This window comes from bacterium (assembly GCA_019695335.1).
Classification (GTDB): Bacteria; CLD3; CLD3; order SB21; family SB21; genus JABWBZ01.
In genome coordinates, this window is sequence record JAIBAF010000008.1 from 65,574 (window position 1) to 83,047 (window position 17,474).

Annotated in this window: 17 protein-coding genes; 11 read left to right on the forward strand and 6 right to left on the reverse strand. The window is 44.9% G+C overall.

Translation table 11 applies throughout. The features are described from left to right. Position 1: 1 nt before the first annotated feature. The 6 genes from K1X84_03480 to K1X84_03505 form a co-directional block, all read right to left on the reverse strand. Positions 2-3,124, reverse strand: coding sequence for a PDZ domain-containing protein (locus K1X84_03480; GenBank protein MBX7150676.1), 3,123 nt, complete (start codon positions 3,122-3,124; stop codon positions 2-4). Between the two features lie 12 nt (positions 3,125-3,136). Further along, on the reverse strand, positions 3,137-3,886 hold the full coding sequence (locus K1X84_03485; GenBank protein ID MBX7150677.1) for an RNA methyltransferase: 750 nt from the start codon (positions 3,884-3,886) through the stop codon (positions 3,137-3,139). Next, positions 3,886-4,608, reverse strand: coding sequence for a PAS domain S-box protein (locus tag K1X84_03490; protein MBX7150678.1), 723 nt, complete (start codon positions 4,606-4,608; stop codon positions 3,886-3,888). Before K1X84_03490 ends, K1X84_03485 begins: the two co-directional genes overlap by 1 nt. Positions 4,609-4,633: 25 nt before the next feature. Further along, complete coding sequence (gene pgeF, locus K1X84_03495) at positions 4,634-5,389, reverse strand: peptidoglycan editing factor PgeF (protein MBX7150679.1); 756 nt, start codon at positions 5,387-5,389, stop codon at positions 4,634-4,636. Between the two features lies 1 nt (position 5,390). After that, positions 5,391-6,779 (reverse strand): cation-efflux pump, encoded by a 1,389-nt coding sequence (locus tag K1X84_03500; GenBank protein ID MBX7150680.1) that lies wholly within the window; start codon positions 6,777-6,779, stop codon positions 5,391-5,393. A 73-nt stretch (positions 6,780-6,852) separates the two neighbouring features. After that, positions 6,853-7,317 (reverse strand): cyclic nucleotide-binding domain-containing protein, encoded by a 465-nt coding sequence (locus K1X84_03505; GenBank protein MBX7150681.1) that lies wholly within the window; start codon positions 7,315-7,317, stop codon positions 6,853-6,855. A gap of 333 nt (positions 7,318-7,650) precedes the next feature. On the opposite strand from K1X84_03505, the gene K1X84_03510 reads away from it, so the two are divergent. The 11 genes from K1X84_03510 to K1X84_03560 form a co-directional block, all read left to right on the forward strand. Beyond that, a complete protein-coding gene (locus tag K1X84_03510) occupies positions 7,651-8,028 on the forward strand; it encodes a DUF5668 domain-containing protein (protein ID MBX7150682.1) in 378 nt (125 codons plus the stop codon). Beyond that, positions 8,009-8,701, forward strand: a complete 693-nt coding sequence (locus tag K1X84_03515; protein MBX7150683.1) for a cell wall-active antibiotics response protein — start codon at positions 8,009-8,011, stop codon at positions 8,699-8,701. Before K1X84_03510 ends, K1X84_03515 begins: the two co-directional genes overlap by 20 nt. Positions 8,702-8,707: 6 nt before the next feature. Further along, positions 8,708-9,760: a histidine kinase gene (locus tag K1X84_03520; GenBank protein MBX7150684.1), complete on the forward strand. Its 1,053-nt coding sequence runs from the start codon at positions 8,708-8,710 to the stop codon at positions 9,758-9,760. Beyond that, positions 9,753-10,481, forward strand: a complete 729-nt coding sequence (locus tag K1X84_03525; protein MBX7150685.1) for a LytTR family transcriptional regulator DNA-binding domain-containing protein — start codon at positions 9,753-9,755, stop codon at positions 10,479-10,481. Before K1X84_03520 ends, K1X84_03525 begins: the two co-directional genes overlap by 8 nt. 139 nt (positions 10,482-10,620) lie before the next feature. Continuing rightward, positions 10,621-11,862, forward strand: a complete 1,242-nt coding sequence (locus tag K1X84_03530) for an efflux RND transporter periplasmic adaptor subunit (protein MBX7150686.1) — start codon at positions 10,621-10,623, stop codon at positions 11,860-11,862. A 42-nt stretch (positions 11,863-11,904) separates the two neighbouring features. Beyond that, the gene (locus K1X84_03535; protein ID MBX7150687.1) at positions 11,905-12,576 is read left to right on the forward strand and encodes an ABC transporter ATP-binding protein; all 672 of its coding nucleotides are present in this window, start codon (positions 11,905-11,907) and stop codon (positions 12,574-12,576) included. Positions 12,577-12,604: 28 nt separating this feature from the next. Beyond that, positions 12,605-13,762, forward strand: a complete 1,158-nt coding sequence (locus K1X84_03540) for an FtsX-like permease family protein (GenBank protein ID MBX7150688.1) — start codon at positions 12,605-12,607, stop codon at positions 13,760-13,762. Between the two features lie 35 nt (positions 13,763-13,797). Beyond that, entirely contained in the window at positions 13,798-14,973 is a 1,176-nt protein-coding gene (locus K1X84_03545) for an ABC transporter permease (protein MBX7150689.1), read from the forward strand. Between the two features lie 57 nt (positions 14,974-15,030). Then, entirely contained in the window at positions 15,031-15,897 is an 867-nt protein-coding gene (locus tag K1X84_03550; protein ID MBX7150690.1) for an AraC family transcriptional regulator, read from the forward strand. 82 nt (positions 15,898-15,979) lie between these two features. Beyond that, positions 15,980-16,693, forward strand: a complete 714-nt coding sequence (locus K1X84_03555) for an SDR family oxidoreductase (GenBank protein MBX7150691.1) — start codon at positions 15,980-15,982, stop codon at positions 16,691-16,693. A gap of 8 nt (positions 16,694-16,701) precedes the next feature. Continuing rightward, positions 16,702-17,474: alpha/beta hydrolase (locus K1X84_03560; protein MBX7150692.1), on the forward strand; the 773-nt coding region annotated here is incomplete at its 3' end.

Consider the following 17,474-nt stretch of genomic DNA (forward strand, 5'->3'; position numbering starts at 1 on the left):
TTTATTTTTTAATCCCTTTTAAAATTTCATTCACCGCCGTCTCGATTTGCGGATCTTTTCCTTCCACGCGATCTTTCAACGTTGTTTTCACCACAATATCCGGCACAATACCGCTTTTTTCAATGTTCTTCCCATCCAGTGTATAACAACCCCACGACGGTAAACGACAAAATGATCCGTCGACTAGGAATGTGCCCGAGGTATAAATAATCCATCGGTACGTTTCAGTTCCGATCACCTTGCCCAATTTCAGATACTGAAATCCGTTTGCCGTCAATTCGGCGTCACTGAGACTTTGGTCGTTGACCAAAAGTACAATCGGTTGATCGGACGGTGAAAAGCTTGGCTGCGGTGTAAATTTTCCTTCGCGGTATTTCCATTTCATATACGCACGCTGGCTTAAGAAATTCAACACTTCATCATGTACGTTGCCTCCGGTATTGTAACGAAGGTCGACGATCAACCCGTCTTTTTCAAACGCTTTTGTCGTCATCTCGACCATGAACTGATCGAAACTGGCTTGGCTCATATTTTTCATATGAACGTAACCAATTTTGTTCTGACTCAATTGATCGACCGCCTTTCGATTCCGGCTGATCCATTCGTCGTACAACAATGTTTTGAAAGCGCCGGACGTAACGGGATGAATTTTAACCGTATTTGCAACACTGCCGCGCTGAAATGTCAACACCAATTCTTCATCTTGTTTGGGCGATACGAAATACCGCTCGCGATTGGTTTTCGAATCCACCGATATACCGTTTATCGAGACCAGCCTGTCACCCGGTAAAATGTTTTTTCCCTTCATATCTGCTGGTGAACCCTCCACGATCCGATCAACGACATAAGGATCATTTTCTTTAAACATGATCCCGGATGCTGCCGTTTTCATAGCATAAAATGTTTTCTCTTCGGTTCCATTACTGAAAAACGCGGTATGCGACGCATTGAGTTCTCCCAACATGTCGTTGAGGATCGTACGTAAATTGGCACGAGACGCAAGGTACGGAAGAAAAGCTTCGTACCGCTTCTTCATCGCATTCCAATCGATGCCGTGATAATGTTCATCATAAAAATTTTCATTCACACTCGCCCAGGCTTCATAGAACATCTGGCTAAATTCATCCGAAAATGTACGTTCGAATGCCGCCGACAAATTGACTTTGGAAACGTCGTTTGTTTCAAGATTGATTTCAAAAACGTTACCATCAATCAACGCATAGGGCTTATTATCACAGGAATAAATACCGAGATTGTTTGAACCGGTATTTTTTATTTTTTCCGTCTTCGGAGCTTCGAAAGGTTTATATAGCGTCTTCCAGATAAATTGGTTGCCTCCATCGTGGTCGGAAATATATAACACGACGGCATCGGCATCTTTTGTATAAACCACCGGAACATCCTGCGTACCGGCGTTCGGTGATACCTGTTCGATTCGGTCCATCATGTCTTTAAAGTCGATTGCAACGACAACGGAAGGTTTCTTGTCATCTTTTTTATCGTCTGCTTTTTCTTGTTTGGCAAATAATTCATCATATTTATCAGATTTGAACACATCATCAAATTTTTCCAAAGGAATCCGATATATTTTGCTGCTCTGTGTACCGAAAGGATAACGCGGTTTCAAACGATTGGAAGAAAAATACAAATATTTACCGTCCGGCGACCAATAAGGATTGGTTTCCGTAACGCCTGAATTGGTAATATTTACAGCAGTACGTTTCTGAAGATCGTAAATGAAAATTTCATGCTCGAAATTCCTGTAAGGAGAATACACCAAATACTTTTCGTCCGGAGAAAAATACGGATTGGCATTCTGAATAGCCCAGAACTCATCTTTAACCAGTGTCTCATTTTTCTTTGACTTCAGATCCAGTAACCTCAGCTCATCGATCCCGCTCAGGTAGACTATCTTATCACGGCTCTTACTCATATTCAACGAACGGTTATTTCTTTGCTCGTTCGTTAATACTTGTTCGGTTGTTTTGCCGTCAGCGGTAATGGTAAATAAATTTTGCCAGCCGTTGACGGTCTGAACGTAAATCAGTGTGTTATTGTCATCACCCCACAGAACTTCCGTCACACGTTCTTTAGTACGAGTTGGTATCTCACGGATAAATTGACCTTTGATGTCGGCTACAAACAAAACTCCCCGCGCGATGAATGCGATTTTTTTCTTGTCAGGCGATACATCGAAATTCGTAATATTACCCGCTGTATTCAGCGACTGCGTCAACACAAGTTTGTTGTTTCTCGGCAACTGAATACTCACTTTCTGAGTAGATTTTGTTTTGACATCGTAGATATGCAATTGATAATCTTTTTCGAAAACGACTTTTTCGCCGTTTGCGCTGACATTTGGACGCTGAATAGAGGTGGTGAATTTAGTGAGCGCTTGTTTTTTTCCTGCTGTAAATGTGTATAGGTTGTATTCGCCGTTTTCTTCATCTGACACAAAAAAAACACCGCCATTCCTATCAATCGTCGGCCAAAAATCTTTCCCTTCGTATGTTGTCAAAACTTTGAATTCACCGGTTTTAGGATTGTACGTTTCAATATCCGGATTATGCGCACCTTTGTAACGCTTGCGTGGCGCTTGAAAAGTACTCTCCCATGTTTCGGTAAAATAATATTCTCCGGTCGTAGGATGTTCGACAACATGATGCGGCGTATTAAAATAATTATCAAACAAACGGATCGGTGTTTCGCCGCTCACCGATACTTTGTAAGCAGCAAAATTATTGTATCGGCTGGATGTAAAATAAATATATTTTGAATCCCACGACCACGAATCGACAAGATCATTTAAATCGTAAAACGTCAGTTGCTTAATATCCCCGCCTTTCATGGGCATGACATAGATATTCGCGTTGCCGTCCTGATTTCCCGTAAAAGCAAGCCACTGACCGTCCGGCGACACTCGTGGATTCGTTTCCCTGCCATCCATTCCGGTCAGCCGTACGGCGTTGCCGCCATCGGATGACACCATCCATAAATCATCTTCATGAGAAAAAATAATGGATTTTCCGTCCGGCGTCAGACAAGGGTCGGTTGTAAAGTAAGCATTTTGTGAAAACAAAATTGACGCACTCCACACGCACCATAGTACTATCGATACACGCATGATATCCTCCCGTTATTTTTTGGATCGGTGTTTTATGAAAAATTCTATTTCCTGGAAAATTTTGTGGAATAACCGCACGTCGCGGTCTTCGAAGGGCGTTCGGCCAAACACACGTTTGACGCCGAGCATAAAATTATCGATGGTTTTACGGGATTTAAACTCCGAGAGTTCCAAAATTTTTTGAATACGCGCGTACAATTTTTCCATCTGAGACGGATGAGCATAATCCCAGATAAAATTCGGGTTTCCGATCAGAGTCGCTTGATAGAGTTCGTATAAATACACCATCACCGCCTGGCCAAGATTGAGAGAATTATGCTGATGAAAAGTCGGTATGCCTGATTGGATCTGGCACTGGTAAATTTCTTCATTCAATAAGCCGTTGCGCTCCCGCCCGAAAACGACCGCGACCGGCTGATGCGCACTGACTTCACAAATACGTTCAGCCGTCTCTTTTGGCGTAAAAGAAGGAAAATGCGTATCACGTTTACGAGCCGTGGTCGCCACCGCCAACACCACGCCTTCCAAAGCTTTCTCAAGCGTTTTAACAGTTTGTGCGCTTTCGAGAATTTCTTCGGCATGAACGGCCATCCATCGGGCTTCTTCGGATAAGTAATCGCAAGGATTGACCAGCACTAATTGCGTGAGACCGAAATTTTTCATAGCCCGCGCAACGGCGCCGACGTTTCCCGGCGTTTGCGGCTCCACCAAAATTATTTTTACGTGTTGCAGCGGTGATCGCAGGTGGGAAGCGGGAGGCATCAGCGAAATTCCTCATCGATCCGCTGAAGCTTTTCTTTAATGCTTTTTTCGATATCGATCATTTTAGACGGCGCCCCTTTCATTTCAATCGTTTTGAAGTCGTTGTCCGTACCTTTGACTTCGCGTACAATATCGTTGAGGCTGTCGATGACGGCGGCAATGCGCCGCGTCTCTTTAACACAAATTTCCGTCAAATTATGATAGGTCGGAACCTCATCCAACTGGCGCGCTAATTCCGCCCGTGTCGAAATAACGGCCGCCGCGTTACGGATATGATGAGAAATGGTCGTCAGCGATTCGATCAATCCTTCAAGGTGTGCGCTACGTTTTTCTTTCTCGATCAACATGTTGAGCAATCGGTTTTGATCGGTTACGTCTTTCGCAATAATTGAAACGCCGACCACTTCGGACACTTCATCTTGGATAGGCGACGCGGTCACATATGCCGCGACGATATTGCCCGTTTTAGTGATCAATTGACACTCAAGATTTTTCAACGCGCCGCCTTCCATTACTTCGACTACCATGGAACGCATTTGTCGCCTGTTTTCATGCGGCGACAACATATCGACGCTTTTGCCAAGAATTTCGTCGGATTTATATCCGAGTAATTCTTCGGCGCCAAGATTCCACGAAAGAATACATTGTGTTTTGCCAACGGCAAAAATCGCATCGCCGGCATATTGTACCAGGCTTTGAATATACTGTTCAAAATTGTCCACGATTTTTTTCCTTATATGGAAATGATTATTTAATTCCAATAATACCGATCATACGACCGGACTTCCCCCCGCTGCCACGATGCGAAAAGAACAAATCGCCGTATTCAACGGTACATAAGCCGCTGATCGTAATATTTTCTACGCCGGCGGTGCGCAACTGCGAAGCATTGGCTTGCCACAAATCCAAGTGCGGTTTAATAAAACCGTTGCGGTGAATGAATTGCGGATCGAATTTTTCTGCCACATCCTCGCTAATTTCATACTGCTGCATACTGATAGACGGACCGATAATGGCAACGATTTCAGTCGGATCAATCTGAAATTTGGACGTAACCTGGTTAATCGTTTTCAATGCGATGGCTTTTTCCGTACCGCGCCACCCGGCATGGATAACCCCGACAACCTGTTTGCGGGGCTCATAAAAAAATATCGGAACACAATCCGCTACCGTCACCGTCAGAAAAACATTTTTGCGATCCGTAAAACACGCGTCGGTTTGGTCGACGAATCCGGGTTCAGTCACATATCTAATTCTATCTTCATGAACTTGCTTTTGCCTGACAATTCGATCTTGAGAAATGTTTACAGCCTGAAAAAAACGGCGGCGATTTTCTTCCACGGATTCGCGAACATCCTCTGTTCCAAGTCCCATATTCAGAGAGTCATAGGGCGCTGTGCTCACGCCGCCTTTACGGGTCGTAAAAAAAGCAGCCACTTCGGAAAATGGTTCAAAACTTTTAAACCGGCCAAATCCGATGCCATCGGAATAGTGCACATCCATATTAATCCTGTTCGACAATTTCCGGGTGAATGACAACGTGGGTGATCTCAGGCAGATGCTGGTAGATATGATTTTCAAATGATGTCATGATCGCATGCACTTCGTCCAGAGAAAGATTCGGATCGATGATACAATTTAACAATAATTTTTTTTGTTCGCCGAATTGTAAGACGATCAGATCACTACAACTGACTACGCCTTTTTCTTCAGCCGCAATTTCGTGGACGTGTTTGATCACGGCTTTCGACTGGTTTGTAATATCTTTAGCGGTCAACACTTTATCGCGCGCGTCTTCAATGTGCGTTTTGACGTTACGGATCTGCGGGATTTTTTGAATCAGTTTTTTTTCAATACGTGAAGAAACGGCATGGGCGTCAGCGAATTTAGGATACGGATCGCATTCAAGATGAAAATCAACAATATATTTTCCACCGATGTTTTGCGCACGAACATTGTGGCAGGCCAGTCCTTCTTGAATAACAATCATACGGATTTTATCGATGATACTTTCGTCATCCGTTTCCTGCGGTTCCATATGGATGATCACGTCCGCATTTTTGACGATCTCCGAAATTTTATGTTCAACTTCTTCCGTAACTTCATGAGCGCGCTCGAAAGCAACCGTTCGCCTGATCATGATATACATGTCGACAAATACTTTCGACCCCGATTGACGGACTCTTAAGTGCCGGAAACTCTGAATGCCTTCAACCGATGACAGCAGTTTTTTAATTTTCTCCGCGATGTCTTTAGGATATTGATCGGTAAGCGCTGCAACGGTTTCTTTGAGAAGCCGACCCGTAACAAACAAAACGAAAATTGCCACGCCGATGGCCGCCAGGGAGTCGCCTGCGTGCCATCCGAAATACGAAGCAATCAAACCGAAAATGACTACTAAGGAACTCCAGATGTCGGTTGAAAAGTGGAGTGCGTCAGCTTCGAGCGCCTGGCTTCGGTATGTCCGCGCAACACGGAGCAATGCCCGAGTACGGCTATAATCGATAATGATCGACAAAACCATCACTCCAAAACTCCATGCGGTCACTTCGACTGTAATTTGGTCGAACCATAGCCGTTCAATAGCCGACTTAATGATAAAAAAACAGGTAAGAATCAAAATGCCGGTTTGCATAAACGCGGAAATATTTTCGACCTTTCCGTGTCCGTACGCGTGATCCTCATCGGGCGGTTTGTCCGAAATCCGAACGGCTACATAGGTCAACAACGCCGCGCCGAGATCCATTGCCGAATGCGCCGCTTCAGATAAAATACCCAAGCTGCTCGTACTGAAACCGACGATAAGTTTAATCGCCGTCAAAAAAACGGCAGCCAACACCGACGTCAATGCGACGCGGGTTTTTTCCGCCTGCATTTTTTTATTGTACGTCACAAATACGTCTCATAATAAATGGGTCGATCACGTGCCGCAATTTAGAAATTGCCGGTAACTTTGTCAAGGTAAGTTAATACGTGCGGTTGGCCTGCAATTCGATCAACTGGAAGCGCATAGCTTCGAAGCGGTTGTGGATGACGTGGGCGAAACGTTTGAGAATTTCGTATCCGAGTTCATAGTCTTTTTCGCAATGCTGGCGAATACACTTGGCGTCGAGTTGAATCGCCCGGGTCATTTCCGTTGCACGCGCATCAAAATGGGAAGTATACGGCGCAAATTGCCACGACCATCCAAGCAATTCACCGCTGCCGATCGTCTGAATATGCACGCTTCCTCCCTCCGGGGCGTACACTTCCAACGACACTTTGCCCTGTCGAAGGAGATAAAATGAGTTCGCCGTTTCGCCCTCCCGAAAGATAAAATCACCGGCATCAAATTTGACATTGGATGCACAGCCGACAATAATTTCAGTCAAACGCGGCGACATGCCTTCTAAGAACGGGTGCGCGCGTAAATAGGACAATAATGATTCCATACAATCGCCTCCGCAAAATTCACAATTCCAATCATAATAAATATTAAAATACCAACTGACTACGATATTGGTCATTAAAAAACATGACGTGTGGCTTTTTGAATTGAAATGACCGAATATTATTTACACATTAGAAATAGAGCAAACTTTTATCGGAGTTAACTAAAAGACCGGAATCAGGATAACTTATTAATAAATGATTGAAAATAAAGTGTCGCTCCAAGCAACTGCACCGCTATTCACCGACAAAAATACGCTATTAGCCGAAAATCGTTACGATTTTTTGAATTCATGCTGTATGTTAACCCCGTGATTAAAAACACGGAGGCTTGTATGACATGTCGTTCTAATTATCATCGCCGGGGCGGGTATTTATGGGGAATTCTCCTCATTGCCACCGGCATATTATTTTTGATGGATAACTTTAACTGGATCGAAACGGGGCCTTATTGGAGTTATTGGCCGTTTTTGTTGGTGGTTTTCGGAATCAACAAAATCATAGGCTTTGAAAAGCCGGGCCACATAGCCGACGGTGTTGGCCTGATCGGTTGGGGCTTATGGCTTTACGCATGTATCGAACATGTCTGGGGTATGTCATTTTTAAGTTCATGGCCGCTCGTACTGATCGGCATCGGATTAAATATTATTTTGAAAAGCGTTTTAAAACTGGCGATGCGCCCGAAGGAGAACTATGAGTCGTCATCATTCTAAATTTACATCCCAGCTATGGGTTGGCGCCTTGGCTATTGCCATTGGTTTGGTTTTTTTACTGGATAATTTTGGATTAGTTGAAGCACGAAATATTATGCGATTTTGGCCATCGATTTTTATCGTCATCGGTGCCGTCAAAATCGTTCAGGGACGAAGCGTTCCTTCATATTTTGTAGGCGGTGTTTTTATAGCCATTGGCTCTATGATGATCGCCCATAAGCTGGGATTGATCTACTTTCGACTGCGCGACTGGTGGCCGGTATTCCTGATTGTCATCGGTATCGCCGTACTGATCAAAGCCTGGTATCGCCGGCTGCCACAAGGCGCATCCGAAATTACGGATCAATCCGATACGATTAATGCGATGGCCATTCTCGGCGGCTACCGGCATCGTGACGATTCACAAAACTTCCTAGGCGGCGAAGTGACATCGGTCATGGGAGGCGTCGAGCTCGATCTGAGACATGCGTCGATTCAAAATGAAGCCGCGCTCGATTTTTTTGTGCTATGGGGCGGCGTGGAACTTAAAGTTCCTGCGGACTGGCAAGTGGTCGTACAAAGCGTTCCGATTCTAGGCGGCGTGGACGATCGGAGCTATGCCGCGCCCGGTTCCAATAAGAAGCTGCTTATTAAAGGAATGGTTCTCATGGGCGGAATAGAAATCAAAAATTAATGTAATATGCACCCGATATTATCCGATAAAAAACGATTAATGCTCTATCTCCTGGTCTGGATAGGCCTGAGCTCACTCGTCACGATGTTGATCCGGTTTGCCGACGAATCGCCATGGATCAATGCCGCGACATTTGCAGCGCCATTGACTATGATGTTTGGATTCGTCAATTTATCGGCGTATTACATTTGCCGTGCGTTCCCGCTGGGCAAATTGAAATTTATTTACCTGATCATCCTTCTTTCAGGCGTCGCTAAGCTGACCACGATTATCTGGATTGTTATTGCACAGGGATGGAACATTGTATTGCAATCGCTCGATCTGGCTGTTCCTCTGCACACCGCCGCGCTGATGATTTTGTATGCCGTCGGCATGACGTTTTATTTATTATCTCTGGCCGGACATTACCTTATCATCACGTTCGAACAGGCTCAAAAGTCTGAACGTCGTGAATTCGAAAGCCAGATCTTTGCGCGCGAGGCGGAACTCCGTATGTTGCGTGCTCAGATCGATCCGCATTTCATTTTTAATAGTCTTAATTCGATCAGTGCATTAACGACGAACGATCCGGCCGGCGCACGAAAGATGACATTGCTTCTCGCCGATTTTTTACGGCAAAGTTTGAAATTAGCCCACGAACGTACGATACCTTTGGAAGAAGAATGGCGCTTATGTTTTAATTTTCTGGAAATTGAAAAAATTCGTTTCGGAACTCGCCTGAAAGTCGAATCGCGGCTTGATGATAAATCAGGGCGTTGTATGGTACCACCGATGCTATTACAGCCGCTTGTGGAAAATGCTCTCAAGCACGGCATTGGCCAAACAATTGACGGCGGCACGATTGTCATCGAAGCCAAGCGTCATGACCGTCAATTGCATCTTTCGGTGGAAAACCCTGTCGATGATGCGCCGGTTGCGAAGAAAACCGGAATCGGATTGGCCAATATCCAAAGCCGCTTGAAGGCGATGTACGGCTCGGACGCCAATTTCAGATCGCAGACCAACGATCATAAATATCGTGCGGAAATTATTTTGCCTGCGGAGGAAAATCATGGATAAACGTTTTTCAGCGCTGATCGTTGACGATGAGATGCTGGCACGCCAAATGATTCGCGAATATCTTCAGAAATATTCTCATATAGATACGATTGCCGAAGCGGCCAACGGATTCGAAGCGGTCAAAATGATCGCCGAACTTCGTCCTGATTTGATTTTCCTCGATATTCAGATGCCAAAACTCAATGGATTTGAAGTATTGGAACTGGCCGAACGCCGAACGGGCGTTATTTTCGTTACGGCCTACGATCAATTTGCGCTCAAGGCGTTCGAAATTCATGCTCTCGATTACCTGCTCAAGCCGTTCAGTGAGCAACGTTTCGACGAGGCTTTGAAACATGCGCTTGAACATCTCGGCGATGAACTGCCGGCAGACATTGTCCAAAAACCGGCTAACGAATTTCTCGAACGCATATTGATCCGTGAAGGAACAAAAGTACACGTGATCCCGGTAGATACGATCGATTTTATCGAAGCACAGGATGATTATGTTCAAATCGTTGCCGACGGTAAATCGTATCTCAAACAACAAGCTTTGAGCGAATTGGAATCGCAATTACCGCTTGCGCAATTTGTCCGGATTCACCGCTCATACATCGTCAATATCGAACGCATCGGCGGAATCGAATTGTATGCTAAAGACAGCCGGATTGCCACGTTGAAAAACGGTAAACAGATTCCCATCAGTCGCAGCGGGTATCAAAAAATAAAGAAAATTATGTAGCAATCGCGAAGGGAATTATTGATTGAATTTGTTGCTGAAATGATTATTTTTTTAGTTCCAAGCATAAACTACTGACATAAGGCTGTCATTCTCAGGCTTATATTCATTAAAGTATAACATAAGACAGGTGTTTCAAATTATGGCTTCCGAAGCAGAAAAAGTCGATCTCACATCACTGAAAATCAATCGCACCGCTCCGGTACAAAACCCGGGTGACGGCAGCGGAAAAACAAAATGGATTGTAATTACAATAGCCGCCATTGCGGCGATCGTGTTGATCGTAATGTTTCTACCTTCGTTCGGCTCGACAAAAAAGATTACAACCGTTCAGGCGACGCTGACGTTCTCATCGCAAGCCAACGCGATTTTAACCGCCAGCGGATACATCGTGCCTCAGCGTCAGGCGGCGGTGGCCTCAAAAGGAACGGGACGTCTGGTGTTCCTGGCCGTCGAAGAAGGCGATCACGTTAAAAAAGGCGACGTCATCGCGCGGCTTGAAAGCGCTGACGTCGAAGCGCAGCTTAACCAAAACCGCGCCAATCTTGACGCCGGTAAAGCGCAACTCGAACAAGCCAAGGCTGAATTGAATAAATCTAAAAAAGAATTCGATCGTAACGAAAACTTATGGAAAAGCAAAGTGATCACCGATTCGGAGTACGACATCGTCAAAGCCGCGTACGAGTCCGGCATCGCCGTAGTCAATTCCGCTCAAGCCAATGTGGCTGCGCTCGAAGCAACCGTGCGGGCTGCTGAAGTAGGAATTGAAAACACGGTCATTCGCGCTCCGTTCGACGGAACGGTACTGACAAAAAATGCCGATGTCGGTGAAATTGTCGCACCTTTTGCCGCCGGCGCTAATTCCCGCGGCAACGTGGTCACGATCGCCGACATGGCTTCACTGCAATTGGAAGCGGACGTGTCGGAATCCAATATTGATCGCATCAAACTCAATCAGCCGTGCGAAATCGTTCTCGATGCTTTTCCCGAAAGACGTTATCGCGGCATCGTCTGGAAAATTGTTCCGACGGCTGATCGCGCCAAAGCTACTATTCTGACTAAAATAAAATTTCTGGAGATCGACAGTAAAGTTTTACCGGAAATGAGCGCCAAGGTTACTTTCCTTGCCGAAGCTCTGCCTGATTCTGCCGTTAATCAACTTCCCAAATTGACCATTCCTGTCTCGACGGTCGTCAATAAAAACGGAAAACGTTCTGTATTCCTCGTTCAGGACAATCGTGTAAAAGAAATTGCGATCGAAGTGAGCGGAATGGTTGGCGAAAGAATGGAAGTAACGCAGGGACTCGTATCGGGCGATAAATTAGTTGACCGGCCTTCGGCCGATCTTCACGACGGCGACAAAGTTGAAATTGAAAAAAAATAATAAAGAAAATCCAATGTATATTAATTAAAGGAGTACCATCGTATGCCTGCTATTGTTGAGATACAAAACCTTTCGAAATCTTATAAACGGGATAGTATGAATATTCCCGTACTTGAAAATATTAATTTGAATATTCCCGAAGGAGAGTTCCTGGCTCTTATGGGACCTTCAGGTTCCGGTAAATCGACGCTTCTGAATATGATTGCCGGCATTGACCGCCCGACGACCGGCCAAGTGGTTGTCGCCGGAACCAATCTCGCCGCTCTTAATGAATCCGGCCTTGCCAAATGGCGTTCGAATCACGTCGGATTTATTTTTCAATTTTATAATCTTATGCCGGTACTGACGGCCTATGAAAACGTTGAATTACCGTTGCATTTAACGAGCCTTTCCAAGAAAGAGCGCGATGCGCATGTACGAAAAGTTCTGGAAATCGTCGGCCTGAGCGACCGTTTGCATCATTATCCCAACCAACTTTCCGGCGGTCAGCAACAGCGCGTGGCTATTGCTCGCGCCATTGTCACCGATCCGACGCTGATCGTAGCCGACGAACCTACGGGCGATCTCGACCGTAAATCGGCTGAAGAAATCATGATCCTGTTGTCCCGTTTGAATCAAGAGTTGAAAAAAACAATCGTGATGGTTACACACGATCCGAATGCAGCCGAAAAAGCCCATACCAAACGTCAGTTGGATAAGGGTACTCTGAATTAATTGAAAATCGAAAATTAAGGACAAATCTATGATTGTAAAACTTTTGATAAAAAATTCGCTGCGGCACAAATTGCGTACGACGCTGACCGTTTTGGGAATTGGTGTCGCCGTGGGCGCATTTGGATTGTTGCGCACGGTTATTACTTCGTGGTACGCCAGTGTCGAGGTAGCCGCAGCCGATCGTTTGATAGCACGTCAAGCCGTGTCATTTATTTTTCCATTACCTTATGCTTATCGCGATAAAATTGAAAAAGTTCCGGGCGTCGAAAAAGTAACTTACCTGAATTGGTTTCAGGGCGTTTACATTGATAAAGATCAATTTTTTCCACGAATGGCCTGCGATGCCAACACGCTTTTTGACGTCTATCCGGAATTCATCGTTTCAAAAGAAGAGCTGGAAGCGTTCAAAAAAGAACGTAACGCTTGCGTCCTCGGACAAGACATTGCCAATAAATACGGATTAAAAATCGGCGATATGATGAATATCGACGGCGATATTTATCCCGGGCAATGGCAATTCGTAGTGCGAGCCATATACAAACCGAGGACGCCGACCGTAGACGGCACTCAAATGTTTTTTCATTGGGAATATTTAGATGAACGAATGAAACAAGACGCTCCGGTACGCGCCGGACAAGTCGGTTGGTACGCTGTTAAAATTAAAAACCCGGATGACGCCGCGATGATATCGGAACAAATTGACGCCTTGTTTGCCAATTCTTCATCAGAAACCAAAACGGAAACAGAAAAAGCGTTCCAAAATAGTTTCCTGAAAGCCTATAGCGCTATTATTACGGCAATCAACATCATGGCGATTCTGATCATCGGCGTAATTCTGCTCGTATTGGCTAACACGATGATCATGTCTGCTCGTGAACGCAGTTCGGAATATGCCGTTATGAAAACGCTCGGCTTCACCGGTAAACACTTATTCGGACTTGTCACGGGTGAATCTATTTTGATCGGCATAATTGGCGGCGTTGCCGGATACTTTTTAACGATTTTCTTTGTGAACGGCTTTTCAGCCGTAGTTCCTAAAAATTATTTCCCGGTCTTCGTTCTGGAAGACATTACTATGATTCAGGAATTTGGTTTCGCGATCATTGTCGGATTAATTGCCGGCATTATTCCGGTATACCACACGATCAAAACATCAATTATCGACGGTTTCCGTCACATTGGATAAGGAATACGACTATGCAATCTATTATTAAATTTCTCATGCCGGCAGTTCCGTTCCAATATATGCTCGGCAGCTTCAAACGACGCCGATTGACCATGATCATTACCATGGGCGGTTTTGCGCTTGTTATTTTTGTTTACACCGCCGTTCTCATGATGTCGCATGGCGTCGAGAAAACGCTGGCGACGGGCGGGTCTGAACAAAATGTCGTCGTTTCGCGCAAATCTTCTCAGGGCGAAATTTCCAGCATCATCGACGGCGATGCGGTGAATGTCATTCTGACACTACCGCAAATTGCAAAAGACGCTAACGGACGCACGTTGGCAACGGCAGAACCGGTGGTCGTCATTAATCTTTACAAAAAAGATGACGGCGGAATGAGCAATGTCACCATTCGCGGCGTCGATGAAACGGCGTTTAAAGTTCGCGCGCACGTTAAAATAACGGACGGCAAAATGTTTGCTCCCGGTTCCAGGGATATCGTCGTCGGTAAAGCCGTTAACAGCGGTTTTGCCGGTACGAGTATCGGCGAGCGAATTAAAATTGCCAATGATTACTGGACGATTGTCGGCGTAATGTCCGCCGAAGGGTCTGCGTTCGAATCTGAAATCTGGGGCGATTCCAAACAGCTTCAAGCCGCATTCAATCGCCAAAACACTATTTCCACGATGACTTTCCGTATGACGGATCAAGCTTCTATCGACGAAATTAAAAAAGCATTTGAATCCGACCGTCGTCTCGTACAGTATGAACCTAAAACGGAAATTAAATTTTATAAAGAACAATCCGAATTGCTCGCGGCATTCCTGAAAGCGCTGGGAACAGCCGTAACGTTTATTTTTAGTTTTGGAGCTATTATCGGCGCCGTGATCACGATGTATACAGCGGTCGCCAACCGTACAACTGAAATCGGGACGCTGCGCGCTTTGGGATTTCGACGCCGAAGCGTTTTGTTCAGCTTTTTGATCGAATCCGTATTTCTCGCTCTTATCGGTGGAGCCGGCGGCGTTGCATTGGCGGCATTTTTACAATTTTTCTCGATCTCAACGATCAATTTTAATTCATTCGCCGAATTATCGTTTGCATTTTCACTTTCGCCGGAAATCATAATCAATGCAATGTTCTTTTCCGTTTTCATGGGCGTCTTCGGCGGATTCTTTCCGTCCATCCGTGCCGCAAGGCTTAAAATCGTCGATGCATTAAGAAATGAATAACTTTACTTTTTAAAGCAATTAAAATCCGGTCAACTTTAAAGTTCGCCGGATTTTTTTTTGAAACTCCAGCTCAATGAAACCGTATTGGAATCCATTACAATTATTCCTATGGAACACGCTTTTAAAACATTGTTCTCTTCGCCCGCTTTTGACGTTTTAGAATGCCCGTGCGATTCGACGCAAAGCGGTAAACTATTTCTCGAAAAACCCGAATTTCATGCTATTAATTTAATTACAGACGGTGTTTTTCGGTTTAAACAATCGACCTCCGATCACTTCTTGACTAATCAAACAATTTTGATCGATCGACCCGGTGACGCTTATAAAATCGGTTTAGTGCAAGCTGATCGCCATCGATCATTGACGATCGCTTTTTCTCCGGAGATTCTTGAAGAATATTATGACGGTTTCTTCAATCAGCCGGTCATACATAGTTCGCCAACTCTCGACTGGATCAAGTTTCGTTTTCTTCGTTCCCTGACTATGCCATCGGAATCGTTGCAAGTCGAATCGGCCGGTTATGATTTATTCAACGAGTTAATGATTGGAGATTATAGCTCAAAATACCGGGCGATATCGATAGATTCCGGACTGATCGGTTGGCATGCAGCCTCAATTGAAAAAGCAAAAGATTGGATGTTCGGACACTTTCACGAAAAAATCACCATGCGCGCGTTAGCCGAACAGGCCGGTATCAGTGAATTTCATTTCAGCCGTCTTTTTAAGGCTTATACCTCTTTCAGCCCTTATCAATACTTGATTAATCTGCGGCTTGCTTATTCGAAAAAACTCCTTTGCGATGGGTCGAAATCGATAACGCAAGTTGCCTACGAATCAGGTTTTTCAAGCTTTTCTAATTTCATCAATACCTTCCGTCGCCATTACGGCCATAGCCCTTCCAAATTACGCAAAATAGCCGCGTAAGCTCTTCACCCAAAAAAGCAGGATTTTGCAAGAATTTCCTTTATCGTCATTTTATTTTGTAAAAAATAAAATGGAGGATATCGTGATTAAAGGAAAAACCATTGTGATTATAGGCGGAAGTTCCGGTATTGGGCTTGCGTCGGCACAACTGCTTGCGATCGAAGGCGCACGAGTCATTATTGGGAGCCGCACACACAAAAAAATCGAAAGCGCTTTAAAACAGATCGAAACAACAGCAACAGGCTATACCATTGATATGACTCTGGACGAAAGCGTCTCAGCTTTTTTTTCAAAGGCAACAGCCATCGATCATTTGATTATCACAGCTGCTGGAGCCGAGTTGGGAAATTTTCTTGAATTAGACATCAACAAGGCTCAATCATTTTTTGAGAGTAAATTTTGGGGACCGTACCGGGTTGCAAAAAAGGCTGCTCCGCTGCTGGCACGCGGCGGTTCGATTACATTTTTTTCAGGCGCCGCCGGCCGTCGTGCGTCGCCCGGATTTGCCTGTGGCAGCGCCATCAATGCCGCTGTGGAAACACTGGCACAAACACTGGCGCTGGAACTCGCGCCGATCCGCGTGAATACAATTTCTCCCGGCATCATTGACACGCCGGTCTGGGATTCCATTACGCCTGACAAAAACCAACTCTTCTCTGAGATGGCCGTCAAATTTCCCGGAAAACGAATTGGCCAACCAGCGGATATTGCACATGCCGTGAGATTTGTAATTGAAAATCCCTTTATCACCGGAACAACATTGTTTGTCGATGGCGGCTATCTTTTAACGAATTAGGAGCAATCATGAAATTTATTGTTTTGATTTTTGCGTCACTTTTTATTATGCCAAATCTGTCGGCTCAATCACGTGGCCAGTTTATAAAAGTGAATGGAAAAAAAATATGGTACCAGACTGTCGGTTCTGGCGAACCCTTATTGCTCGTACCGGGCGGTGGTGGCGGTTCTCACGATTATTTTTATCCTTATTTTTCAAAACTCACCGATTCATTTCAGGTTATCTATTACGATGCTTTCGGACGTGGATTATCGGAAAGAACAAAAAATTTGAAAGAATATACTTTTGAAAGAGATGTGGACGAGATCGAAGGCCTACGGAAAGCGTTGGGGTTGGGCAAAATCAATATTCTCGGACATTCCTTTTCCGGAGCAACCGTTCAGGCCTATGCTGTAAAATATCCGAACTCCGTCAACAAAATCATCCTGATGGATCCTCTGACGACCGGTAAAGCATACCAGGAATTAACCGACCGATTCAATCAGCAAATTGCCGATTTATTTCCGAGTATCGATTCGACGGTAAAAGCCGTTCGCGCCAAAGGGTTGAAATCAAGTCACATTGAGCATCAGATGGCCTATCTCGATCATTTCGAAAACATTTTTTCGTTTTTTTATTTTTTTGATCATAACCAACCGCCGCTCGTGTGGGATTCGATCACATTTAATCCGGACGTCTATTATGCGCTTGCCGGTGATGATGCCGATTTTGTAATCGGCGGTGACGTTAAAAATTTAGATTTTACTGCAAAATTGAAAAAGCTATCGAATCCGATTCTGAT

Bases quoted from the DNA above. Each gene is read 5' to 3' on its own strand.
- K1X84_03480 (MBX7150676.1), bottom strand. From the start codon at position 3,124: ATGCGTGTATCGATAGTACTATGGTGCGTGTGGAGTGCGTCAATTTTG.
- K1X84_03485 (MBX7150677.1), bottom strand. From the start codon at position 3,886: ATGCCTCCCGCTTCCCACCTGCGATCACCGCTGCAACACGTAAAAATA.
- pgeF (MBX7150679.1), bottom strand. From the start codon at position 5,389: ATGGATGTGCACTATTCCGATGGCATCGGATTTGGCCGGTTTAAAAGT.
- K1X84_03505 (MBX7150681.1), bottom strand. From the start codon at position 7,317: ATGGAATCATTATTGTCCTATTTACGCGCGCACCCGTTCTTAGAAGGC.
- K1X84_03510 (MBX7150682.1), top strand. From the start codon at position 7,651: ATGACATGTCGTTCTAATTATCATCGCCGGGGCGGGTATTTATGGGGA.
- K1X84_03515 (MBX7150683.1), top strand. From the start codon at position 8,009: ATGAGTCGTCATCATTCTAAATTTACATCCCAGCTATGGGTTGGCGCC.
- K1X84_03520 (MBX7150684.1), top strand. From the start codon at position 8,708: ATGCACCCGATATTATCCGATAAAAAACGATTAATGCTCTATCTCCTG.
- K1X84_03525 (MBX7150685.1), top strand. From the start codon at position 9,753: ATGGATAAACGTTTTTCAGCGCTGATCGTTGACGATGAGATGCTGGCA.
- K1X84_03530 (MBX7150686.1), top strand. From the start codon at position 10,621: ATGGCTTCCGAAGCAGAAAAAGTCGATCTCACATCACTGAAAATCAAT.
- K1X84_03535 (MBX7150687.1), top strand. From the start codon at position 11,905: ATGCCTGCTATTGTTGAGATACAAAACCTTTCGAAATCTTATAAACGG.
- K1X84_03540 (MBX7150688.1), top strand. From the start codon at position 12,605: ATGATTGTAAAACTTTTGATAAAAAATTCGCTGCGGCACAAATTGCGT.
- K1X84_03545 (MBX7150689.1), top strand. From the start codon at position 13,798: ATGCCGGCAGTTCCGTTCCAATATATGCTCGGCAGCTTCAAACGACGC.